The following is a 20,444-nucleotide window of genomic DNA, read 5'->3' as shown; positions in this document are numbered from 1 at the left end:
TTGTAGTGCAGGAGTTTTGCAGCAGGTAAAGGGCCGCGGACTGAGTCCGCGGTCCTTTACCTGTCGCCCTTTTTATGCGTCCAACTCAATGATCTGCGCCGCCCCGAGCTGCCCCGCGTCCTCCCGGTCGTGGGTGACCAGCAGGACGGTGGCCTTCGGCGCGCGGCGCCGAAGATAGCCGATGGCGTCCGCCTTGGTGGCGGCGTCCATCCCCTTGAAGGGTTCGTCCAGCAGCAGGACGTCGGGGCGCACAATAACCGCGCGCACCAGCGCCACCCGGCGCTTCATCCCGCCGCTGAGCTCTCCGGCCGGCTTATATGCCGAGTCCCGCAGCCCCACCTCCTGAAGATGGGTCAGGATTTCTTCATCGGGCACTCCCTTCCGGCAGACCAGGCGGATGTTGCGCAGCACCGATAGCGTCTCGCAAAGCCGGTCCTCCTGGAAGACGGCCCCTATGCGCTGATCTCCTATCCCCTCGATCGCTCCGCCGTCGGGGGCCAGCAGCCCCATCAGCAGGTGGAGGAGGGTGGTCTTCCCCTGCCCCGACGGGCCGAAGATGCAGCTGACACTCCCCTCCTCAAAGCGGGCGGAGAAGTCCCGGAGCACCGGCCTTCCGCCGAAGGATTTGGAAAGTCCGGTGACGGTAATGGCCATACGCTCACATCCTTTCAATCCGGTTTTGCAGCAGGCGGATCACGTAGAGCACCGCCCGCTCGAAGAGGAGGCTGACCAGGATGATCACCAGCGTCCAGGCGAACATCTCCCCGGTTTGCAGGTAGATCTTCGCCTGGTAGAGGGCGCTGCCCACCGAGCGCGCGGGCAGGCCGATCACCTCGGCCGCGATCCCCGCCTTCCAGCAGAGCCCCACCGACAGCGAACAGGCCGAGACGAAATAGGGGCTGACCGCCGGGAGATGGATATAGAGCAGCCGCTTACCGAAGCTCACCCCGAAGACCTGCGCCATCTCCAGCAGCTTCGGGTCGGTCTCCTGAAGGCCGCTCAGGAGGTTGGTGTAGGCGATGGGAAAGGCCATCAAAAACGAGGTGAAGACCGAAAGGTTCTGCGACTTGATCCAGATCAGCGCCAGGATGACGAAGGAAGCCACCGGCGTGGCCTTGATAACCGTCACCAAGGGATAGAGCAGCTCCCGCACCACCCGGTTTTTATAGGAAAGCAGCGCGAACAGGCTCCCGCCCGCAATGGCGAGCAGGAACCCAAACGCGATTTTCACAAAGGAATGCAGCACGCTCTGCCAGAATTCCCCACTCCCCGCCAGCTGCCCGAGCACCGCAAGGGTGCGCAGCGGCGAGACCAGGAGGATGTCCTGGCCGATCAGCATGCTCATAAGCTGCCAGAGAAGCAGCCAAAAGGCCACCGCCCCGGCGCGGACGAGAAGGGTTTTACCTCTGGTAGTAGAACGCATCATCCGGCAGCTTGCCTCCCACCAGCTTCGGGTTTTGCTCGAAGAGCACCTGTAAATAGCCGGAAACCTTGGTCTTCATGTCCGCCCCGTCGATAAAGGTGATGCTGCACTTGGGGATGGCCTTCCCCGCCACCGCCGCGGGGGCGATCCCGTACTTTTCGACGAGGGCCGCCGCCTCTTCCACACTGGAATTGACCCACTCGGTGGAGGCCTTGTACTCGTCGAGGAAGCGCTCAAAAGCCTCCCCATGCTCCTGCAGGAATTCATTGCGCACGATCACCACGCCGGTGACCAGCGAGCTGCCGTCCCCGACCTTATCCCATTCCTCGGTCAGGTCCAGCGCCACGCGCAGCCTGTCGTTCTTCTGCATGGCGGTGGTCACGAACGGCTCGGGCAGCATGGCGACGGTCGCCCCGCCCTCGGACATCAAAGCCGCGACCTCGGTGGCCTCGGACTTATACTCGATGGTCAGGTCGCTTGCCGGGTCGATCCCGTTCTGGGAAAGCACGAAGTTGAGCGCCGCCTCGGGGGTGGTGTTCTTGCCGGTGGAGTAGACGGTCTTGCCCCGCAGATCCCCGATGGACTGCACGCTGCCGTCGGTGTCCACCACATAGAGCACGCCCAGGGTGTTGATCGCCGCGATGGAGATCTTGCCCTCGGTGTTGTTATAGAGCACCGAGGCCAGGTTGCAGGGGACGGCCGCAATGTCCAATTCACCCTTGGCAATCTGCGCCACGATCTCGTCGGCGGTGCCCGCCATGGTAAAGTGGTAGTTGTTGGCCGTACCGCCCGCTTCGCTCTGCTCCATCACCTGGACCAGGCCCATCGAGGTCGGCCCCTTGAGGGAAGCGATGTTGACGTCGATCTTCTCCGCCGGCGCTTCCTGGGAGGCGGAGCTCTCCGGCTCGCTGTCTTGCGAGGAAGGCGGCGCGCTTTCAGCCGGGGCGCCGGATGAGGCTTCGGACGAGGACGTACCGCCGGACGAGCAGCCGGCCAGCAAGGTGAGCGCCGCCGCAAGCAGCGCGCAAATCAGTTTTTTCATGGATAACACCTCGAAAATAGATTTTAGCTTACTTTATACACCAATATGGTATTATATCACATTCGGTTGCCGACTGCAAACCAGCGCAGTAAAAACGCCCCGGAAAATCCGGGGCGCTTGCCGCTCAGGGCCGCCAGGCCATGGCGGGACGCACGGACATATCGGTCCGGGCCTTATCATAGTCACGGTATGAAAGCATTCCCAGGGCATTGATGCAAGTCAACGTGGCCTTGGAGCTGGTAAACGGAGAGCGCAGCCAGCTGTTCAGCTTGCTGTTGCCATAGACCTCCTTCATCTGTGCCTGCGTCGTTTTCCCCGTAAACCACAGCAGCCTCTCCCGGTAGGCCCGCTCCCCGACCGTATGCCCGGCCGCCGCGTAGGATGAATAGCTTTGACTGGCAATCGGGATTTGGGAAGGGCAGCCCGCGACCTGCGCGGCGGTGGGCAGCCAGATATAATCCTGCAAGGAGCCGACTGCGCCCGCCGAAGGGGAATAGCCCGCCTCGCCATCGCAGCTGACCGGGACGACGTGCGCCTTCTCCTCCGCGCTCATTTTCTGATAGATCCCGTGAAAGCTGCTGCGCGCGGTGGAGGTGAACCAGTCGGAGGAGCCGCCGAAGTTTACCCCGCTAAAAAGCTCGCTCTTGCACAGCAGGGTGTAGTAGCCCATCTCCTCGTCCACGTCCACGATGTACCAGCTATAGCCGCCGACCGTATCCGGGTAGGTCAGGGGCCGCTCCCCGTCTCCCGCCTTCACCTGCTCGCTGGAGTGGATCACCTTGACCGTGCAGGCAGCGCTCTCGCTCCCGGCCGAGGCGGTAACCGTCGCCTCGCCCCCCGCCGCGTTCCCGGTGACGGACATGGAGCTGGTATTCCCCTGCTGCGGCTGCTCTACAGCCGTGATATTTCCCTGTGGATCGTTCACCGCCCAGGTGATGGGCGCCGTGGTGTAGGCGGGCAGCGCCGCCGCCGTGAGGACTAGCTCTTTCCCCTGCGGGACATAGAGCACCTCGGGCAGCTGCAGCTGCTGTACGCAGTAATACTGATAGACCGCCGTCGCCGTCCCGGGCAGGTTCAGCCCGAGATAAGCGGGCTTCGGCACCGGCTGGATCCAGATTTTATAGGTGGCGTCCGCCGACGGGGGCGTGCCGCCGGGGAGAAAGACCTCCTGTACCGCGCCGTAACGCTCCACCGGTACCTCCAGCGCAACCGGCGCGTTTTCAAAGCCCGGGTCGGCGGGCTCGCCCCCTTCCCGGTAAGGGGCCGCCCAGATGCGGCAGCCGCCGATCCTCGTGTCCCGAATGGTCACCGGTATGATGAACCCCCACTGCGCGCCCTGCTCCTGGGCGGCCGCCGGCAGCGCGAGGCTGAGCGCGCAGAGCAGCGCCATCCCCCATTTTTTCACAGTTCTTTCCTCCTCAAAATGACCGACAGCATAGCATGCTTGCGGCCATCGGAGGAACGGGCCACGTCCAAAATCACCCGATTTGCTTGCAAAAAGGCCCAAAACAGGATATAATTGGGATATTATCAAAAGAATAATGTTAATTATTCGAGTCAAACGAAAAAAACGGATAAATTAAGACCTATAGCATGCTATGCTATAGGTCTTTTTCTTACCTCTTAAACTGTAAACCCGTTTTCCTTTACATGGCTGACAAAATCCTCCGCCGTCAAGAACACTTCATTATAACCCAGGCTCTTACACAGCTGGGTGACGTGGGGTGGCTCGAGATAGGCCGCGCGCAGGCACTCCTCCTCGGCGAACACCTCCCGCGTGCCGCCGTCGAGGAGCACCCGCCCCTTCGCAAAGACGACGGTGCGCTCGAAATATTCCGCCACAAAGTCCATGTCGTGCAGGATGGCGATCACCAGCTTACCCCGCTCCCGCAGCCCCCGGATGATCGACCCGATCGTCCGGCGGCCACGCCAGTCCTGGGCGATGGTGGGCTCGTCAAAGATGACGACGCCGGTATCCATCGCTAAAATCGAGGCGATCGCCACCATCTTGCGCTCGCTGAGGCTCAAATCGTAGGGGTTCTCCTGTTCGAGCCCACAAAGGCCCACCAGCGCGAGCGCCGCCTCGGCGTGCTCCTTGGCTTCCCCCTCGCTCATCCCGATGTTCAGCGGCCCGAACATCACCTCGTCGAGCACCTTATTTTTAAAGATCTGGTCGTTGGGGTTTTGAAAGACCATTCCGATCCTGCCCGCCAGCGAGGCGACGGTGGCCTCCCTGGTGTTCTGCCCGTCGATCAGCACGTCACCGGCGGTAGGCTTTAAGAGTCCCTTGAGGAGCTTGACGAAGGTGGTCTTCCCCGCCCCGTTCTGGCCGATGATGGCCGTACTGCGCCCATCAAACGAGAGGCTGATCCCCTGCAAAACCGGCTTGCTTTCTGCATAGCCGAAGGTGAGCTCCTTCACCTGGATGTCAGCCATGGGCCGCACCTCCCTTGATTTGATCCAGCGCCTTATGCGCCTCCTCCAGCGTGACCGGATAGAGCCCGGTATCTCCATTTCGCAGCCCGAGCCCGCGGCAGATTTGGGTGAAGGCGGGCGGCTGGACCCCGCATGCCTCGAGACAATCGAGAGAGAAAATTTTCTGCGGAGTGTCGAAGCCCACGATCTCCCCCTTGTCCATCAGCATGACCCGGTCGCTGTAGGCGGCGATCTTTTCCATCTTGTGCTCCACCATCAGGATGGTGATCCCCTGCAAGCAGAGCTTCTGCACCGCCCTGAACACCTCCTCGCTGCCCTGCGGGTCGAGCTGGGAGGTGGGCTCGTCGAGGATGATGACCTGCGGCTCCATGGCGATAATCCCGGCGATCGCCATGCGCTGCATCTGCCCGCCCGAGAGGTCGAAGGGATTCTGCTCCCGCAGCGCCTGGATGTCCAAAAGCTCGAGCGCATGGTCAATCCGCCGGACCATCTCCTCCCGCGGCAGCCCGAGGTTTTCCAGCCCGAAGGCGATCTCCTCATAGACGGTCAGCTTGGAGCCGGTCACCTGGGAGAAGGGGTTCTGGAAAACGATCCCCACCTTGCGGCAGAGCTCGGCCACCGGGGTTTTTGCGGCCTCTTCGCCGTCGATGAGCACCTTCCCGCCGTAGGCGCCCTTATAAAAGCTGGGGATGATCCCGCACAGCGCCTGACAAAGGGTGCTCTTCCCCGCGCCGTTTTGCCCGATGATCCCGATGAACTCCCCCTCCCCGACGGTGAAGGAAATATCCCGCAGCGCCAGCTCGTCGGTGAGGGGGTACCGGTATTTGAGATGCTGCACCGCTATGTGAGCCATATCGTTACCCTCCCGATCAGCGCGAGGACGATCAGTACCGCCAGCAGGGCGTTTACCGCCTTGTCACGCCCGCGCGCTTTTCTCTCGCGCAAAAATGTCTTTTCCCGCCTGCTGTCGAAGCCCCGCACCTCCAGCGCGATGGCCCGCTCCTTGGTGATGATCAGCGAGTTCATCACCACCGGGGCGATCAGCGGCAGGAAGGCCTTAATCCGCACGAGCAGGCTGCCCTCGGTCTCCATCCCGCGCGAGCGCTGGGCGTCGGTGATGGTGCCCATGGTCGCGGTCATCTGGGGGATGATCTGGAAGACCGAGGCGAGCACGTAGCCGAGCTTTGGCGAGAGGCCCAGGCGCACCATCGCCTCCACCAAGTCGCTCGGGCGGGTGGTGAGCACCAGGATGGAGAAGCTCAGCAGGATATTGACGACGTTGAGCCCGATCCCCAGCGCGAAGCTGAGCCCTTCGCGGTAGAATACCACCGGGCCCAGTGCAAAGGCCACCGTCGTGTTCCCCGCGCGGAACAGCCCCTGGATGATCACCACCGTGATCAGCACGATGAAGGAAAAGCTGAGGATCGGCAGGGTGCGCCGCAGGACCCGCCCGGCGAGCAGGACCGCGATGCTCGCGGCAATAAAGGCCGCCATGGCGGTCCTGCCGCCGTAAAGCGCGGGCACCAGGATCGCCGCGAGGATGTAGAGAATCTTGGTCAGCGGGTCGAGCGCATGTATGGGGGTGTCCTTCTCCTCATACAGGCTGATCTCCTTCATAAAAACGACCATTCCTTTCTGGACGTTTTGTACCGGTTTCGCTGTGAGAAATTGCCGCCCATGACGGCAAAGGTGCAAAACTTAGTATTTGAAAGGTTCCTTTCAAACTATCCGTCCTGTCTATAAGGGACCCGGAGACGGAAAGCCGTCCCCGGGTCTTGGATTGTTTTTAAAGCTAGTCGAGGGACTCGACCTTTTCGCCGCTTTGGTAGAGCAGGGTGAGCTTCTTGGGCAGGCCCCTGAAAATCCCATAGGCGATCAGGATGGTCGCAATCTTGTCCGGCAGGTCCACCACGACCTCGTCGAGCGCCGAGCCGACCAGCGCGGGCATGCCCTGCGCCACGCACCAGGCATAGACCGCGTCGCCCCAGACATTCCCGGTCTGGCCGCCCCAGAAGATCATGTTGAGCGGGGTGGAGATGACCACCGCGACCAGCGCCACGACCACGCCGCCGAGGATGGCGCTCTTGACGCCGCGGATTTTGCCGCTGCGCGCGAGAAGGCCGACCGCGATGCCGATCCCGACGTTGGTCAGCGCATACACAAAGGAGATCGGGTCCATGGTCAACCCATAGATCACGTTGTTGATCAGCCCGCTGAGCGCGCCCACCACCGGGCCCGCCAGAAAGGCCGCCAGCATGGTGCCGATAGAATCCAGCCAGAGCGGCAGCTTTAAAAGCCCCGCGAACAGCTTGCCGATGTAGTTGATCCCCACCGCCGCGGGGATCAACACCAGCGAAGCGGTGTTCAGCTGAAAGGACCACAAATTCTTCTTTTCATTCATTTCAAAACACTCCCTTATCAAACTTTTTCAGTGCGTCCAGGGCAACCAGGATTTCCCGCTCCTCGCCGAGCGCCGCCTCCTGCCCGCCCCCGACGTAATCGTTGATGCCTTCCTCCAAATCGCCCTCGTAGGTCACCACCGTGTTGAGGATCGAGGCCGTCATAACCCCGCGCAGCGCGCCCACCACGAAGAGCGCCGCCGTCTCCATATCCGAGCCGAGCACGCCGCGCCCGGACCAGTAATGGTCGATCTCATTCTCCCGGTCGGTATAGAAGCTGTCATGGCTGCGCGCCGGCCCGATCCGGTGGCGGTATCCCCGCTCCTTTGCCACCTCGCGCGCGCAAAAGAGCAGCCCGGTATCCGGAATGGCCGGATAGATCCCCTCGACATAGGTTTTCGAGGCCCCGTCGTCGCGCACCGCGCCGCTGACCAGGATCAGCTCACCCAGCCGAATATCGCTTTGCAGTGCGCCGCAGCTGCCGACCCTTATCATCGCCTTTACCCCGATCTTATGTAGCTCCTCGACCGCGATCACGGTGGACGCGCCCCCGATCCCGGTGGAGACGGCCATCACCTCGATCCCCTGGTAGGTGCCGCGTATGCTGCGAAACTCCCGGTTATAGGCGATCTCGCGCACGTCGTTAAGATGCCGCGCAATATGATCGATCCGCCCCGGGTCCCCCGGCAGGATGGCATAGGGCGCCGCATCCCGCCTGCCGCAGCGGATATGGGCCCCAAGCTCTTCGGACATCGTTTCCCTCCTTCTCTTTTCCCTGCGGCCGCCGGTGAATCAAAAAGGTCAGCTGCGGCCGTTAGGCTGTATCACAGCCGATTCACCGTTATTATAGCACTCTTTGGCGGGGTTGAAAATCTTTTGTAACGATTTAGCACAGAAAAATCTTTTCCCCGCTTGTCAAAAACTTTTTGCAGTATGTTATAATGGAACGTGGAATATCCAGAAAAAGGAGATGACGTGTTGGAGCCCATTCTCGGAAAAAACATCTTCCCCATCCTGCGAAGCACCCTGAATCGGCTCGACGGGCGGCTCGTCGACCACGGCGAACGGGTGGCGTATCTCGTCTGCCACATGCTGCGCCAGATGGGCTGCCCGGCCCGCCGGATGCTGGATCTGTGTATCCTGGCGGTGCTGCACGACATCGGCGCCTACAAGACCGACGAGGTGGACGACATGATCCTCTTCGAGACCCGGAGGGTCTGGAACCACTCGATCTACGGCTATCTCTTTATCCGGGAATTCTCCCCCCTGCGCGACCAAGCGCAGGCGGTGCTCTACCATCATCTCGACTACGAGCGCTTTCCGGTGGGAAAGACCGAAAGCCGGGAGACCGCCCTGCTGCTCCACCTCGCCGACGGGGTCGATACCTGGCTGCGCGGCCACCCGCCCGAATCCCTGCCAGGCTTCCTGCGCGAGAACGCCGGAAAGCGGTTCGACCCGCGCCAGGTCGAGCTGTTCTTACAGGTCCAGGAGCAGGACCGCCTGCTGCAAAACCTCCAGAGCGGGCAGTACCAAAGCGAGCTGCACACGCTGCTCGAAGGCCTCGACATCACCCCGTCCGAGGCGCACCAGTACCTGCGCATGCTGGTCTACTCGGTCGACTTCCGCAGCGAGACCACCGTGGCCCACACCTTTATGATGACGGCGCTGAGCGTCCAGCTCGCCTGGCGGCTGGGGCTCCCCCTCGGGCAGTGCCGCAAAATCTATTACGGCGCCATGCTCCACGACCTCGGAAAGATCGCCATCCCGACCGAAATTTTGGAATTTCCCGGGACGCTGACCGCCCCGCAGATGGCCCTCATGCGCACCCATGTCAGTGTAAGCGAGGAGATCATCAAGGATTTCGTCGACCCCGAGGTTTGCCGGATCGCCGTGCGGCACCACGAAAAGCTCGACGGCAGCGGCTATCCGCGCGGGCTCAGGGCCGGGGACCTCACCCTCAGCGAACGGCTGGTGGCGGTGGCGGACATCCTCAGCGCCCTGATCGGGCGGCGCAGCTACAAGGAGTCCTTCAGCGAAGAGAAGGTGCGCCACCTGCTGCGGGGGATGAGCGAAAACGGCAAGCTCGACGGGCAGGTCACTGGACTGGTGCTTTCCCAGTACGACGACATTTTGCGCGCGGCCGACGAATACTGCCGGCCGGTCATCGAAGCCTATCAGCGGATGAAGGACGAATACCAGAGGCTGCACGGCTGATAAAGAAGCGTGCAGTCTATATTTTCCTGTTGACACGAACAAACGTTTTGTGATAGACTTATATCAAGAACAAACGTTTACAGGAGATGCGAATCATGGACCTCCTTCAAAAGCTGGAAATCCTATCGGACGCGGCGAAATACGACGTGGCCTGCACCTCGAGCGGGGTACAGCGCGACGGGGTCAAGGGAGCCTTAGGCAGCGCGGTCAGCTGCGGCATCTGCCACAGCTTCTCGGCCGACGGGCGCTGCATCTCGCTGCTCAAGGTGCTGATGACCAACAGCTGCATTTACGACTGCCAGTATTGCGTCAACCGCCGCTCGAACGACTCCCCCCGCGCCGCCTTCACCCCGCGGGAGCTGGCGGAGCTTACCATCCAGTTCTACCGGCGCAACTACATCGAGGGGCTGTTTCTAAGCTCTGGGGTCATCAAAAGCCCGGACTACACCTGCGAGCGGATGATCGAAACGGTGCGTCTGCTGCGGGAGGAATACCGCTTCTACGGCTACATCCACGCCAAGGCCATCCCGGGCGCGGACGAGGCGCTCATCAGGCGGCTGGGGCTGCTGGTGGACCGGATGAGCGTCAACATCGAGCTGCCCTCCCAGCAGAGCTTACAGCTGCTGGCGCCGGACAAGAAGAAGGAAGCCATCCTCGGCCCGATGGGACTGATCAAAGCGGGGATCGAGGAGCGCGCGGACCTTGTGCGCTACCGGCACGCGCCCAGCTTCGTCCCGGCCGGGCAGAGCACCCAGATGATCATCGGCGCCACCCCGGACAGCGACTATCAGATCCTCTCCCTCACCGAGGGGCTTTACCGCAAGTACCGGCTCAAACGGGTCTTCTACTCGGCCTATCTGCCGATCAATGAGGGGGCGCTGCTCCCGGCGCTGGACACCCGCCCGCCCCTGCTGCGGGAGCACCGGCTCTACCAGGCGGACTGGCTGCTGCGCTTTTACGGCTTCCGCGCGCACGAGCTGCTGGACGAGGAAGGGCAGAACCTGAGCCTGCTGCTCGACCCCAAGTGCAGCTGGGCGCTTGCCCACATGGAATTTTTCCCGCTCGAGGTCAACTCGGCCCCCTATGAAATGCTGCTGCGGGTGCCGGGGGTCGGGGTGAAGAGCGCGCAGAAGATCGTCGCCGCACGCCGCACCGGGCGGCTGGACTTCGACGCGCTCAAGAAGATCGGGGTGGTGCTCAAAAGGGCGCAGTACTTCCTCCTCTGCTCGGGCCGGCGGCGGGAGGGGCTGCGCTTCACCCCCAGCGGCGCGCTGCGTGCGATGATGTCCGAGCGCTGCCTCGACATGCTGCCCGGAGAGAAAAACGATCAGCTCTCCCTCTTTGAGGACTCCAACATTGCGGAAATACAGGCCATGCGAAAGGAGCTGACGTCATGCCTGGCGAGGATATAGCCTACCTCTACGACGGCAGCTTCGACGGGCTGCTCTGCTGCGTGCACGAAAGCTACTACGCCCATGAGCTGCCGGTGCTGATCTTCTCCCCCGAGACCTATGTATACACCCTCTACCCCACCAAGTCGATCGAGACCGACCCCGAAAAGGCGGGGCGGGTCTGGCGCTCGGTGGGGGCGAAGATCTCCCCCATGGCGCAGGAGCTGGCGCTGCACGGGTACTACTCCTGCCTGGAAGGCAAGGAGCTCGTTATTCTCAAATTCCTGCGCCTGGGCTACCGGGTGGGGGCGGCGGCGTGCAGCATGTTCGGCAATGAGACGGTGCACGCGCTGCAGGGCGGGGTGCTCCACCTTAAAAATGAGCTGCAGCGCATGCTCCAGTTTCTGCGCTTCGAGGAGCGCGGCGGCTCCCTCGCCGCCATCGTCGAGCCGAAAAACTTCCTGCTCCCCCTCATGCAGCCCCATTTCTGCTCGCGGTACCCCGAGGAGCACTTCCTCATCTACGACGCCACCCACGGCGCGGCCCTCTTCTATCAGCCCTATGAGTGGAAAATCGCCCCGGTGGAGCACTTCGAGCTCGCCCCCGCCGACGAGCGGGAGCTGCGCTACCAGCAGCTCTGGCAGGGGTTCTATAACGCCATCTCAATCGAGAGCCGCTACAATCCCCGCTGCCGGATGAACCATATGCCCAAGCGCTTCTGGAATCGGATGGTCGAGTTCTACCCCTCGGCGCTCGCAAACAGGGAGGCGCGTGCCTCGGTGGGCGCCGCGCACGGCTCCCTCCCCCAGGGCGATGGGCAGGGCGGCCGGTAACACGGCTTTTTGTGCAATAAAAGAGGCCTCAACCTTTCGGTTGAGGCCTCTCAATCTGTAAAGTCATTTCCCTTCACATGGTCAGGGAAGGCGGTAATAGTCGCTCCCGCCCTTGCGGCCGGCAACGATCAGCTTTTTATCGCACATGGCGCTCAGCAGATTGTCGGCAAAGGCCTTGGGGTCCTGGACCTGCACCCGGTTCTTGCTGTAAAAGAGGGAGGCCTTGATCCCGCCGAGGGCCTGGGTGAGCTCCTTTTTCGAGCGCTCTCCCTTTTTCAGCTCGCGCAGCACCAGGCGTTCTCCCTTGCCGTAGAGCACGTCGAGCAGGTCGCGCTCCTGCCGGCTCGAACGGTAGAGCCCCCAGGCATAGAGCACGGCGGTCACCGCCGCGATGAGCAGGACGTAGGGCAGATATTTCAGCATTATTCCTTGCCCTCCCGATAGGTGACGAAGCGGTGCTCGCGCAGGATCGCAAAGTATTTGACGACCCTATTCAGCATACTCCGCTCCTCCTCCCCGAAGTGTCCGGCGGTGAGCCCTGAAATCTCATATACCGTGCGGCTCCCGTCGATCGCCTCCCAAACGAAGGTGCCGATCTCGTCGAGCTCGATGTCGCTCACCTTTGGGGTCTTAAAAAACTTCTGCGCGATCTTGTCATAAAACCCCTTGTGGCCGATCTGCACCACGGCCTTCCCCTGCTCGTTCTTGTGCCAGGGATAGGCGGGGTTCTTCGCGGGGATGAATTCGAGGAAATTCTTTTTTTCCTTCTTGGGAGACAGCGTCATCACGTCCTTTGCAAAAGAAGCATGGGGCGCCAAACATTTACGTCCGGCGCCCCCGATTTACCGCTTACTTGTTTTTCGCCTTGTGCCAGATGGAAAATTTGAGCAGGGAGAGGATCAGCAGCGCGAAGAAGAAGAGCGAGCCGATGTTCCCCAGCGAGAAGCCGCGCGCGGACAGGTCGATAAACGCACCGAAGTTCGCCGCCGCGCCCTTCATCGGGATGATGGCAAAGACCGCCAGCAGGATCCCGACGATGCCCTCGCCCGCGATCATGCCGGAGGTGTAGAGGATCCCGCGGTCGATCGCATCCTTGCGCTCGGCCTCGGTGCCCTTCTTGCGGCGCTCAAAGAACCAGCGGATCACGCCGCCGACCATGATCGGAACGCTCAGGTGGATCGGCAGATAGAGCCCGACCGCGAAGGGCAGCACCGGAATGCCCAGCACCTCGACCACAACCGCAATCCCAACGCCGGCGATCACCAGGGTCCAGGGCAGGTTGCCGTTCATGACGCCCTCGACGACCATCTTCATCAGCATGGCCTGCGGGGCGGGCAGCTCGGGTGTGCCGTAGCCCCAGGCCGCGTTGAGCAGGTAGAGCACGCCGCCGATGGTGATGGCCGAAGCCACGACGCCGATCAGCTCGCCGTACTGCTGCTTCTTGGGGGTGGCGCCCAGCAGGTAGCCGGTCTTGAGGTCCTGCGAGGTGTCGCCCGCGATGGCGGCCATCACGCAGATGATCGAGCCGATCGCAATCGCGCCGAGCATGCCGGGCTCACCGATCATGCCGGTCGCCTTGAGCACGATGGTGGAGAGCAGCAGCGTCGCGATCGCCATACCCGAAACCGGGTTGTTGCTGCTGCCGATCAGGCCGACCAGCCGCGAGGAGACGGTGGCGAAGAAGAAGCCGAACACGGTGATGATGACGGCGCCCAGGAGGTTTACCGGGATGACCGGAACCAGCCAGATGGCCAGCACCATCACGACGACAATGGAAATCAGGATCGGCATGGGCATATCCTGATCGGTGCGCTCGCCGCTCGAGGCCATCTTGTCGGTGAAGCTCTTCATCGCCTGGCCGAAGGTCTTAACAATCAGGGGCAGGGACTTGACCAGGCTGATGATGCCGCCCGCCGCGACCGCGCCCGCGCCAATATAGCGCAGGTAGTTGCCCCAGATTCCGAAGGAATCCAGCTCGCTGATCGGCACGGTGGCCGGGAACATGACCATGTCGCCGCCGAAGAGGCTGATCAGCGGCATGATGATCAGCCAGCTGAGGATACCGCCGGCGAACATGTAGGAGCTGATCTTCGGCCCGCAGATATAGCCCACGCCCAGCAGCGCGGGGAGCACATCCACCCCGAAGCCGGAGCCCTTATATGGGGTGATCTCGTAATGTACCTCGCTCGGGAAGACCTTGAAGCCGTCGGTGATGAGCTTATAGCCCGCCGCCAGGCCGAGGCCCGCGAAAACGGTGGTGGCCTTCGAGCCGCCCTCCTCGCCCGCGAGGAGGACCTCGGCGCAGGCGGTGCCCTCCGGGAAGGGAAGCACGCCGTGCTCCTTGACGATCAGCGCCTTTCTCAGCGGGACCATGAAGGCCACGCCGAGCACGCCGCCGGTCAGGGCGATCAGGGCGATCTCAACGACCGACGGGGCGCCCTCGCCCCATTCCTTCATCCACATAAAGATGACCGGAAGGGTGAAAATCGCGCCGGCCGCGACCGATTCACCCGCCGAACCGATGGTCTGCACCATGTTGTTTTCCAGGATCGAATCCTTTTTGAGAATCATCCGGATGATGCCCATCGAGATGACCGCCGCCGGGATCGAAGCCGATACGGTCATGCCCACGCGCAGACCCAGATAGGCGTTTGCCGCGCCGAAGAGGACGGCCAGCAGGATACCGAGCAGAATCGACGTTACGGTAAATTCCGGCATAACCCTGTCCGCGGAGACAAACGGTTTGAAGTTTTTCTCTTCACTCACTCTCTACCACTCCTTTTCTTTCTTATAGGTTTACCCAGCCCCAAAAACGCCACACAATTTTGTGCAGGTCCCCCAAACGGGGACCTGCATTTTTATATGCTAATTCTGAAAAGGACTGCCGTTGATAAACCTATAGATTAAGAACTTTTCATTCTCGAACAATATTATATCATTTTTGCTTTAGCACGCCAACATAAAATGTCCATTTTTCACATTTTTATGAAACAATTGTGAATAAAGGAGATTTTTCATGCCATTTTTACAATTCTTTAATGGCATTTGCCATGATTTGGAAGTTGGTCCGGATCGAATCCAGGGACCAGTACTCGTCCACCTTGTGGCACATATTCTCTTCCCCCGGCAGGAATATGCCGAAGGCCACCGCGCTCTGGAAGGCTCTGGCATAGGTTCCCCCACCGGTGGAAACCGGCTCGCGGGAATCCCCGGTGATCTCCCGGTAGACTTTTTGCAGGGTGGTCACCAGCTTCGAGTCCTTCTCCACATAGAGCGGGCCGACGTGCTGGAACTCCTCCACCGTAAAGCCCAGCGGCGCGCCCTCGTCGCAGCCGCCGTTGACGCTCTGTATCTGCAAAAGCCCCCTGATATCCTCGATCAGGCTTTTTTCATCCAGTTTGAATTCCATAGCGTTCACTCCTTTTTCTTTTCCTTATTATATTGGGTTTTATGGGGTTTGTAAATGCACCCCTCCTTGTAAGGGGCCGGGATGCGTGGTAAAATAATGGGTATCCGCTGGGCATGCTTCTTCCGGCGGGGACAGGAGGTTAGCATGAAAAAGACGATCTGCCTGCTGCTCTGCGCCGCGTTTGCCCTGTTCGGGGCGGGCTGCAGCGATAAGGGCTCCAACCCTGTTTCGATTTCCTTCCCCGCCTATCAGGAAGGGCAAAACGAATCGAACGCGCAAATCTACGGCACCGCGCCATTTATCGCGGCGCTGTCACTGCCCGACGGCTGGGAAACCCGCCTGCCCGAGGAACAGGACCGGGAAGGCGCCGGCCCGTTTTATACCAAGGTGGATTTCTACCGGGACGGGCGGTACATGGGGTTCATCGGCTTTAACACCTTCACCCCGGTGGAAGGCGAGGTGCCAAGGGAGGACTACTATAAAACAGTCTACCCCGAACTGCGCCTGGGCAGCCTCTGTCAGTGGGAGCCCTATAAGCCGGTCAAATCGGATGGAACCGGCGAAGCCGCGGTCTGCACGGTGAGCTATAAGGACCCGCAGGAGATCGACAAGCATCCGGGCGCGCTGGCGGAGGTGCCGGTGGTCGAGGTGCCGGGCGTGCTCTGCTATGACAAGGAGCTCAAGGTTTACGTCGGTATTCAGTTTGCAGAGGATTCGCTCACCGACGAGCAGGCCCGGCAGGTCGCCATGAGCCTGGAGCTCCAGGCGGCACCGTGACAAAAAGCGGCTTTTATCAACTTTTTATGTCTTGCTCCGGACAATTACCCATAATTCTACAAAATATTACAGACCTGTTTTGCTAAAATATGATTGTTGGGGATTCCCATATCCCCATATTTTATTTTCCCAAACCGTCCGCGGATTCGTGGACGGTTTTTTCTTTTCAAAGTGCCGGTTGTGTGGTAAGATGCTTACATATTCCATCCGCAAAGCACAAACAATAAAATGAATCACAAGGAGGTAACTCTGCCATGAATCTTGATCTGGACGCCCTGTTTAAAATCTCCTACGGACTTTTTGTCGCCGGGGTCGAGCAGGACGGCGTGTTAAACGGATGCATCATCAACACCGCCTCGCAGGTGACTGCCGAGCCCCCGCGCCTGGTCGTCACCATGCAGAAAAACACCTATACCAGCGAGCTGATCCAAAAAAAAGAGAGCCTTTCCCTCTCCATCCTCTCGCAGGAGTGCACCATGGAAACCATCAAGCGCTTCGGCTACCGCTCGGGGCGCGAGGCGCCCAAATTTGAGGGTATCGCCTATGAGACCGACGAGAGCGGCAACCCCTATCTGAAGGACGGGGTCAACGCCGTGGTGCGCCTGCAGGTCGCGCAGACGGTGGATGTGGACACCCACCTGCTCTTTATCTGCCCCGTCCTCGGGGCCGAGAGCCGCTCGGAAGCCGCCAGCCTGACCTACGACGATTACCGGGTCCTCAAGTCCGGCGGGACGCTGGGCTCCGCCGAGCGCCCGAAGGCCCCGAAGAAATGGACCTGCGCCGTCTGCCACTATGTCTACGACGGGGAGATTCCCTTTGAAGAGCTGCCGGACGACTACGTCTGCCCCATCTGCGGGGTGGGCAAGGAGAACTTCATCCTCGCTTAACAGCAGCATATGGCCGGGGCCGCGCGCCCCGGCTTTTTCTTTTGCAGCCGCCCGCGGGCGCCGCGTACCCTGTGACAAGCCGCCGGCCTCGGGACAAGCCGGCTTTGGTGATAAATCGCCTTCTGTGACTTAGTCACAGAAGAAAATGAAGGAAATGCGTATAATGAAACTGTAATCAAAATAATAACATATAGTGAAGGGAGAAATTCATATGTCTGTTACGACCTTAACCAAAGAAAACTTCGATGCCGAGGTGCTTTCCTCGCAAAAAACCGTGCTGGTGGACTTTTGGGCCCCCTGGTGCGGGCCCTGCCGGATGGTCTCCCCCATCGTGGACGAGATCGCAAAGGAACATAACGAGGTCAAGGTGGGCAAGGTGAACATCGACGAGCAGCCCGAGCTGGCCGCCCGCTTCGGGGTGATGAGCATTCCCACCCTGATGATCGTCAAGGAGGGCGAGACGGTCGCCACCTCGGTCGGCTTCAAACCCAAGTCCTCCATCCTGCAGATGCTCAAATAAGCAGCCGGAAAACGGGCGGTGGATTGCCAAACCGCCCGCGTTCCTTTATAATAGGGAGGCTGCCTGCACAGAAAGGAACTATTATGAAACGCATTTTGTCCGCCCTGCTGGCGGCTTTTCTGCTCGCCTCCTGCGCTCCTGCCCCAGGCGGCGGGGCGAAGGAGCCGGACTCCTCCTCTTTGCCGGAGTCCACCATCTCGGCCGCTCCGGGCCTGCTTGCGCAGGAGGACGGCAAGCTCAATCCCGGCTGCCGCAGCGAGCTGGATTATCAGCTCATCCCCTTGCGGGAGGACGGGCCGGACGACTTCAGCCGCTTTGTGGCGCAAGACACCGCGGGCAACGAGGTGAACGAGAGCGTGCTCGAAGGGCGCCTGACCCTCTTCCACCTCTGGGCGAGCTACTGCGGCACCGAGGTCGAGGACATGCGGGTCCTCGGTGAGCTCGCCGCGAAGTACGCCGGCGAGGGGCTTCAGGTGATCGGGGTGCCGATGGATGCGGTTGATCCCTACGGCGAGCCGGTGGAGAACGCCGGGGCGCTGGTATCCGATATCCAGAAGCTCTCGGGCAGCAGCGATTTGCAGCTCTTCCCCTCGCAGGATTTGATCTCGATCAAATTAAAGGACGTTACCACCGTCCCCACCGTCTTTTTCGTGGGGGAGGACGGCAAAGTGCTTTCGGAGCAGGATTACACCGGCCCGCGCGGCGAGGCTGAATGGGAAGCGATCATCAAGGCCGAGCTGGAACGCTACCGGCTCGCCCAACATTCATAGCAAACCGGCACGAAACGCCCAGAGAGGAATGATTCATATGTCAAATCTTATCGATGCGGGACAGGTTAATTTCCTGCTTGTCTTTCTGGAGGGGATTCTCTCCTTCTTCTCCCCCTGCGTCATCCCGCTGATCCCGGTCTATATCGGGTACCTGGCCGGGAATGCCAAGCACACCGATGAAAACGGGGTTATCCGCTACGAGCGCAAGAAGGTGTTCTTCCACACCGTCTTCTTCGTGCTGGGAATTTCCTTCGCCTTTTTCATCCTGGGGCTCTCGTTCACGGCGATCGGCAGCTTCTTCGGCGAGCACCGCACCCTGATGACCCGGCTGGGCGGTATCCTGATCGTGCTGCTGGGGCTCTTCCAGGTGGGCTTCCTCGATTTCAAATTCCTGCAGCGCGAACACAAGCTGCACCCCCGGCTCAACATCAAAGAAGTCAACCCGCTGATTGCCTTTGTGATGGGCTTCACCTTCAGCTTTGCCTGGACTCCCTGCGTGGGCCCCGCCCTCTCGTCGGTGCTGATCATGGCCTCGGGCGCCAAGAGCGCGATGACCGGAAACCTGCTGGTGCTGGTCTATGCGCTGGGCTTCGTCATCCCCTTCCTGCTGCTGGGGCTCTTCACCACCCAGGTGCTGGAGTTCCTGCGCGGCAAGCAGAAATTGCTCAAATACACCGTCAAGGCGGGCGGCGTGCTGCTGATTTTAATCGGTATCATCACCTTCACCGGCTGGATGAACGGGGTGAGCGGATATTTGAGCTCCCTGAGCCTCGGCTCCGCCAGCTCCTCGCAAGACGCCTCCGAGCCCTCCCCGAGCGCGCCGGACGTGCAGGAGCCCTCAGGCGGGTCCTCTGAAAGTTCCTCCGGCTCCTCTTCCGAGCCTCAGACGGTGCCCGGGCCCGACTTCACCCTTTCGGATCAGTTCGGCAACGAGCACACCCTCTCCGACTATCAGGGCAAGGTGGTGCTGCTCAACTTCTGGACCACCTGGTGCACCTACTGCAAGAAGGAGATGCCCGACTTGCAGGAGCTGTATGAGGAATACGGCAACAACGAGGGAGACGTCGTCATCCTCGGGGTGGCGAACCCCCGCACTGGCGACAATCCCAACGCCCACGACAGCGAAACCCTGGAGGGGATCACCAAGTTTTTGGAAAACGGCAGCTACACCTACCCGGTGGTGATGGACCTCGATGGAGAGGTGTTTTACAACTACGGCGTCAACTCCTACCCCACCACCGTGCTGCTCGATATGGAAGGGAACCTGCTGGGCTACGCCCCCGGGGCGCTGACCAAGGACATCCTCAAAAACGCCCTTGACCAGGCGGTGTCCGACGGCAAAAAAGACAAGTAACACAAAAGCCATCCATATGTAAGTATTGAAAGCAAAGCTTCCAATACTTTGAAGGGGGCGCAACGCATACCTCCGCCCTAATGAAATGAGAGGGCCCCCTTCACTTATTTTTACAGGCCGGAAATTCCATCCGCCTCCAGCAGGTTCTGGGCATACCGCTCGAGCTTCGCCACCGTCTGGATTCGCTCGCCATTGCGGGCCACCAGCTGGCGGATGTGTTCGGGCAGGGTATTGTAATAGGCCCTGGCTCCCGGACACTGCTGGAGCAGGGACTGAAGACTGACCGGCGCATTCCGCTTGACTCTCGGCACTAAAATCGCCTCCTTGCCGTCCATCTTTGGGAGCTTCCTCCCGCGCTTAGTGTGCACAGGCGGACAGAAGGCATACTTGCCGTTTTTTGGTCAGGGGCTTGGATTCCCATCTCAAAATGTGATACACTGGTAGCAGGCATCATGCGCCTCGGGCGCACCGCGACAAACGCAATAACAAGCAAGGAGGGAGCGCCTTGGCGCAGCAGGACAGGATGTTTGACATCCCGGGCTTCACTTATTTTTCCAGCGGGAACGACTATACCGGCGGCTGCCATGGTTTCCGGTATAAGCTCTATTTAAAGGACGATCTTCACGCCGCTTGGTGGGAGGACGACCTCTGTTTTGAAAAATGCACCATCCGCGAGGAGGAGACCTTCCCAGCCGATGCGGACGGCCTTACGGCCGCTATCGCTTGGCTGCGCGAGCGAGCGCCGTTTTGATCAGCCCTCGTCCACGATCGTTTCAAGGCACTTGATCAGGTCGAGCAGGGTGTTGATCTCGACATTCCTCTTGAGGATTTCATTCTTGAGGTCGATCGACAGGTTTTCAAAATAGGGACGGACCTTTTCGGACACATGGGACATGCAAATTCCCCCGTTTTTAAAAGTTTGCGCCCTTGCGGCGCTTCTTTTATTAGCATGGCCCTTTCCGCTGAGATTATGATTCTTTCATGCAAAG

The 20,444-nt window shown here is 60.5% G+C and carries 24 protein-coding genes; 9 read left to right on the top strand and 15 right to left on the bottom strand.

Features of this window, described 5'->3' with window-relative positions; translation table 11 throughout:
- Positions 1-72 precede the first annotated feature (72 nt).
- From B5477_RS06860 to B5477_RS06820, 9 genes are all read right to left on the bottom strand, one after another.
- On the bottom strand, positions 73-654 hold the full coding sequence (locus B5477_RS06860) for an ATP-binding cassette domain-containing protein (protein ID WP_079698998.1): 582 nt from the start codon (positions 652-654) through the stop codon (positions 73-75).
- A 4-nt stretch (positions 655-658) separates the two neighbouring features.
- A complete protein-coding gene (locus tag B5477_RS06855; RefSeq protein WP_341455986.1) occupies positions 659-1,426 on the bottom strand; it encodes an ABC transporter permease in 768 nt (255 codons plus the stop codon).
- Positions 1,401-2,465 (bottom strand): ABC transporter substrate-binding protein, encoded by a 1,065-nt coding sequence (locus B5477_RS06850; RefSeq protein WP_079698997.1) that lies wholly within the window; start codon positions 2,463-2,465, stop codon positions 1,401-1,403. The genes B5477_RS06855 and B5477_RS06850 overlap by 26 nt, the downstream gene beginning before the upstream one ends.
- A gap of 124 nt (positions 2,466-2,589) precedes the next feature.
- Positions 2,590-3,870 (bottom strand): DUF6273 domain-containing protein, encoded by a 1,281-nt coding sequence (locus tag B5477_RS06845; RefSeq protein ID WP_079698996.1) that lies wholly within the window; start codon positions 3,868-3,870, stop codon positions 2,590-2,592.
- Between the two features lie 218 nt (positions 3,871-4,088).
- Positions 4,089-4,901: an energy-coupling factor ABC transporter ATP-binding protein gene (locus B5477_RS06840; protein WP_079698995.1), complete on the bottom strand. Its 813-nt coding sequence runs from the start codon at positions 4,899-4,901 to the stop codon at positions 4,089-4,091.
- Positions 4,894-5,754 (bottom strand): energy-coupling factor ABC transporter ATP-binding protein, encoded by an 861-nt coding sequence (locus B5477_RS06835; protein WP_079698994.1) that lies wholly within the window; start codon positions 5,752-5,754, stop codon positions 4,894-4,896. Before B5477_RS06835 ends, B5477_RS06840 begins: the two co-directional genes overlap by 8 nt.
- On the bottom strand, positions 5,742-6,518 hold the full coding sequence (locus tag B5477_RS06830; RefSeq protein ID WP_079698993.1) for an energy-coupling factor transporter transmembrane component T family protein: 777 nt from the start codon (positions 6,516-6,518) through the stop codon (positions 5,742-5,744). The genes B5477_RS06835 and B5477_RS06830 overlap by 13 nt, the downstream gene beginning before the upstream one ends.
- A 175-nt stretch (positions 6,519-6,693) precedes the next feature.
- Positions 6,694-7,302: an ECF transporter S component gene (locus B5477_RS06825; protein ID WP_079698992.1), complete on the bottom strand. Its 609-nt coding sequence runs from the start codon at positions 7,300-7,302 to the stop codon at positions 6,694-6,696.
- A 1-nt stretch (position 7,303) separates the two neighbouring features.
- Positions 7,304-8,053, bottom strand: a complete 750-nt coding sequence (locus B5477_RS06820) for a nucleoside phosphorylase (RefSeq protein ID WP_079698991.1) — start codon at positions 8,051-8,053, stop codon at positions 7,304-7,306.
- Positions 8,054-8,278: 225 nt separating this feature from the next.
- Between B5477_RS06820 and B5477_RS06815 the strand changes: the two genes are divergently transcribed.
- The 3 genes from B5477_RS06815 (at position 8,279) to B5477_RS06805 (ending at position 11,738) form a co-directional block, all read left to right on the top strand.
- The gene (locus B5477_RS06815; protein ID WP_079698990.1) at positions 8,279-9,514 is read left to right on the top strand and encodes an HD-GYP domain-containing protein; all 1,236 of its coding nucleotides are present in this window, start codon (positions 8,279-8,281) and stop codon (positions 9,512-9,514) included.
- A gap of 95 nt (positions 9,515-9,609) precedes the next feature.
- Positions 9,610-10,926 carry a putative DNA modification/repair radical SAM protein gene (locus tag B5477_RS06810; RefSeq protein ID WP_079698989.1) on the top strand — a complete coding sequence of 439 codons (1,317 nt, stop codon included), beginning with the start codon at positions 9,610-9,612 and terminating at the stop codon, positions 10,924-10,926.
- A complete protein-coding gene (locus tag B5477_RS06805) occupies positions 10,908-11,738 on the top strand; it encodes a TIGR03915 family putative DNA repair protein (protein WP_079698988.1) in 831 nt (276 codons plus the stop codon). Before B5477_RS06810 ends, B5477_RS06805 begins: the two co-directional genes overlap by 19 nt.
- An 81-nt stretch (positions 11,739-11,819) precedes the next feature.
- Here the strand turns inward: B5477_RS06805 and B5477_RS06800 are convergent, their stop codons facing one another.
- The 4 genes from B5477_RS06800 to B5477_RS06785 form a co-directional block, all read right to left on the bottom strand.
- Positions 11,820-12,161, bottom strand: a complete 342-nt coding sequence (locus tag B5477_RS06800; protein WP_079698987.1) for a hypothetical protein — start codon at positions 12,159-12,161, stop codon at positions 11,820-11,822.
- A complete protein-coding gene (locus B5477_RS06795; RefSeq protein ID WP_242942142.1) occupies positions 12,161-12,523 on the bottom strand; it encodes a PqqD family protein in 363 nt (120 codons plus the stop codon). Before B5477_RS06795 ends, B5477_RS06800 begins: the two co-directional genes overlap by 1 nt.
- Before the next feature lie 64 nt (positions 12,524-12,587).
- Entirely contained in the window at positions 12,588-14,456 is a 1,869-nt protein-coding gene (locus B5477_RS06790; RefSeq protein ID WP_207739311.1) for an OPT family oligopeptide transporter, read from the bottom strand.
- Positions 14,457-14,763: 307 nt separating this feature from the next.
- Positions 14,764-15,147 (bottom strand): M20/M25/M40 family metallo-hydrolase, encoded by a 384-nt coding sequence (locus B5477_RS06785; protein ID WP_079698985.1) that lies wholly within the window; start codon positions 15,145-15,147, stop codon positions 14,764-14,766.
- A gap of 144 nt (positions 15,148-15,291) precedes the next feature.
- Here B5477_RS06785 and B5477_RS06780 point away from each other — a divergent pair, with 144 nt between their 5' ends.
- The 5 genes from B5477_RS06780 (at position 15,292) to B5477_RS06760 (ending at position 19,455) form a co-directional block, all read left to right on the top strand.
- Entirely contained in the window at positions 15,292-15,924 is a 633-nt protein-coding gene (locus B5477_RS06780; protein WP_079698984.1) for a hypothetical protein, read from the top strand.
- A 254-nt stretch (positions 15,925-16,178) separates the two neighbouring features.
- Positions 16,179-16,811 carry a flavin reductase gene (locus B5477_RS06775; protein WP_079698983.1) on the top strand — a complete coding sequence of 211 codons (633 nt, stop codon included), beginning with the start codon at positions 16,179-16,181 and terminating at the stop codon, positions 16,809-16,811.
- Positions 16,812-17,022: 211 nt separating this feature from the next.
- Entirely contained in the window at positions 17,023-17,331 is a 309-nt protein-coding gene (gene trxA / locus B5477_RS06770) for a thioredoxin (RefSeq protein ID WP_079698982.1), read from the top strand.
- Between the two features lie 83 nt (positions 17,332-17,414).
- Positions 17,415-18,101: a TlpA family protein disulfide reductase gene (locus B5477_RS06765; protein WP_079698981.1), complete on the top strand. Its 687-nt coding sequence runs from the start codon at positions 17,415-17,417 to the stop codon at positions 18,099-18,101.
- 37 nt (positions 18,102-18,138) lie between these two features.
- Positions 18,139-19,455, top strand: a complete 1,317-nt coding sequence (locus B5477_RS06760) for a redoxin domain-containing protein (RefSeq protein ID WP_079698980.1) — start codon at positions 18,139-18,141, stop codon at positions 19,453-19,455.
- Between the two features lie 110 nt (positions 19,456-19,565).
- Here the strand turns inward: B5477_RS06760 and B5477_RS06755 are convergent, their stop codons facing one another.
- Entirely contained in the window at positions 19,566-19,766 is a 201-nt protein-coding gene (locus B5477_RS06755) for a hypothetical protein (RefSeq protein WP_132084230.1), read from the bottom strand.
- Positions 19,767-19,960: 194 nt separating this feature from the next.
- Here B5477_RS06755 and B5477_RS06750 point away from each other — a divergent pair, with 194 nt between their 5' ends.
- Complete coding sequence (locus tag B5477_RS06750; RefSeq protein WP_079698978.1) at positions 19,961-20,206, top strand: hypothetical protein; 246 nt, start codon at positions 19,961-19,963, stop codon at positions 20,204-20,206.
- Here B5477_RS06750 and B5477_RS06745 read toward each other — a convergent pair whose 3' ends face one another.
- Positions 20,207-20,350 carry a molecular chaperone GroEL gene (locus B5477_RS06745; RefSeq protein WP_079698977.1) on the bottom strand — a complete coding sequence of 48 codons (144 nt, stop codon included), beginning with the start codon at positions 20,348-20,350 and terminating at the stop codon, positions 20,207-20,209.
- Positions 20,351-20,444: the final 94 nt, after the last annotated feature.

Origin of the sequence: Provencibacterium massiliense (assembly GCF_900169495.1) — a bacterium.
GTDB lineage: Bacteria > Bacillota > Clostridia > Oscillospirales > Ruminococcaceae > Harryflintia > Harryflintia acetispora.
The sequence above is the reverse complement of the archived record's forward strand: the minus strand, read 5'-3'. Positions and strand labels throughout refer to the sequence as shown.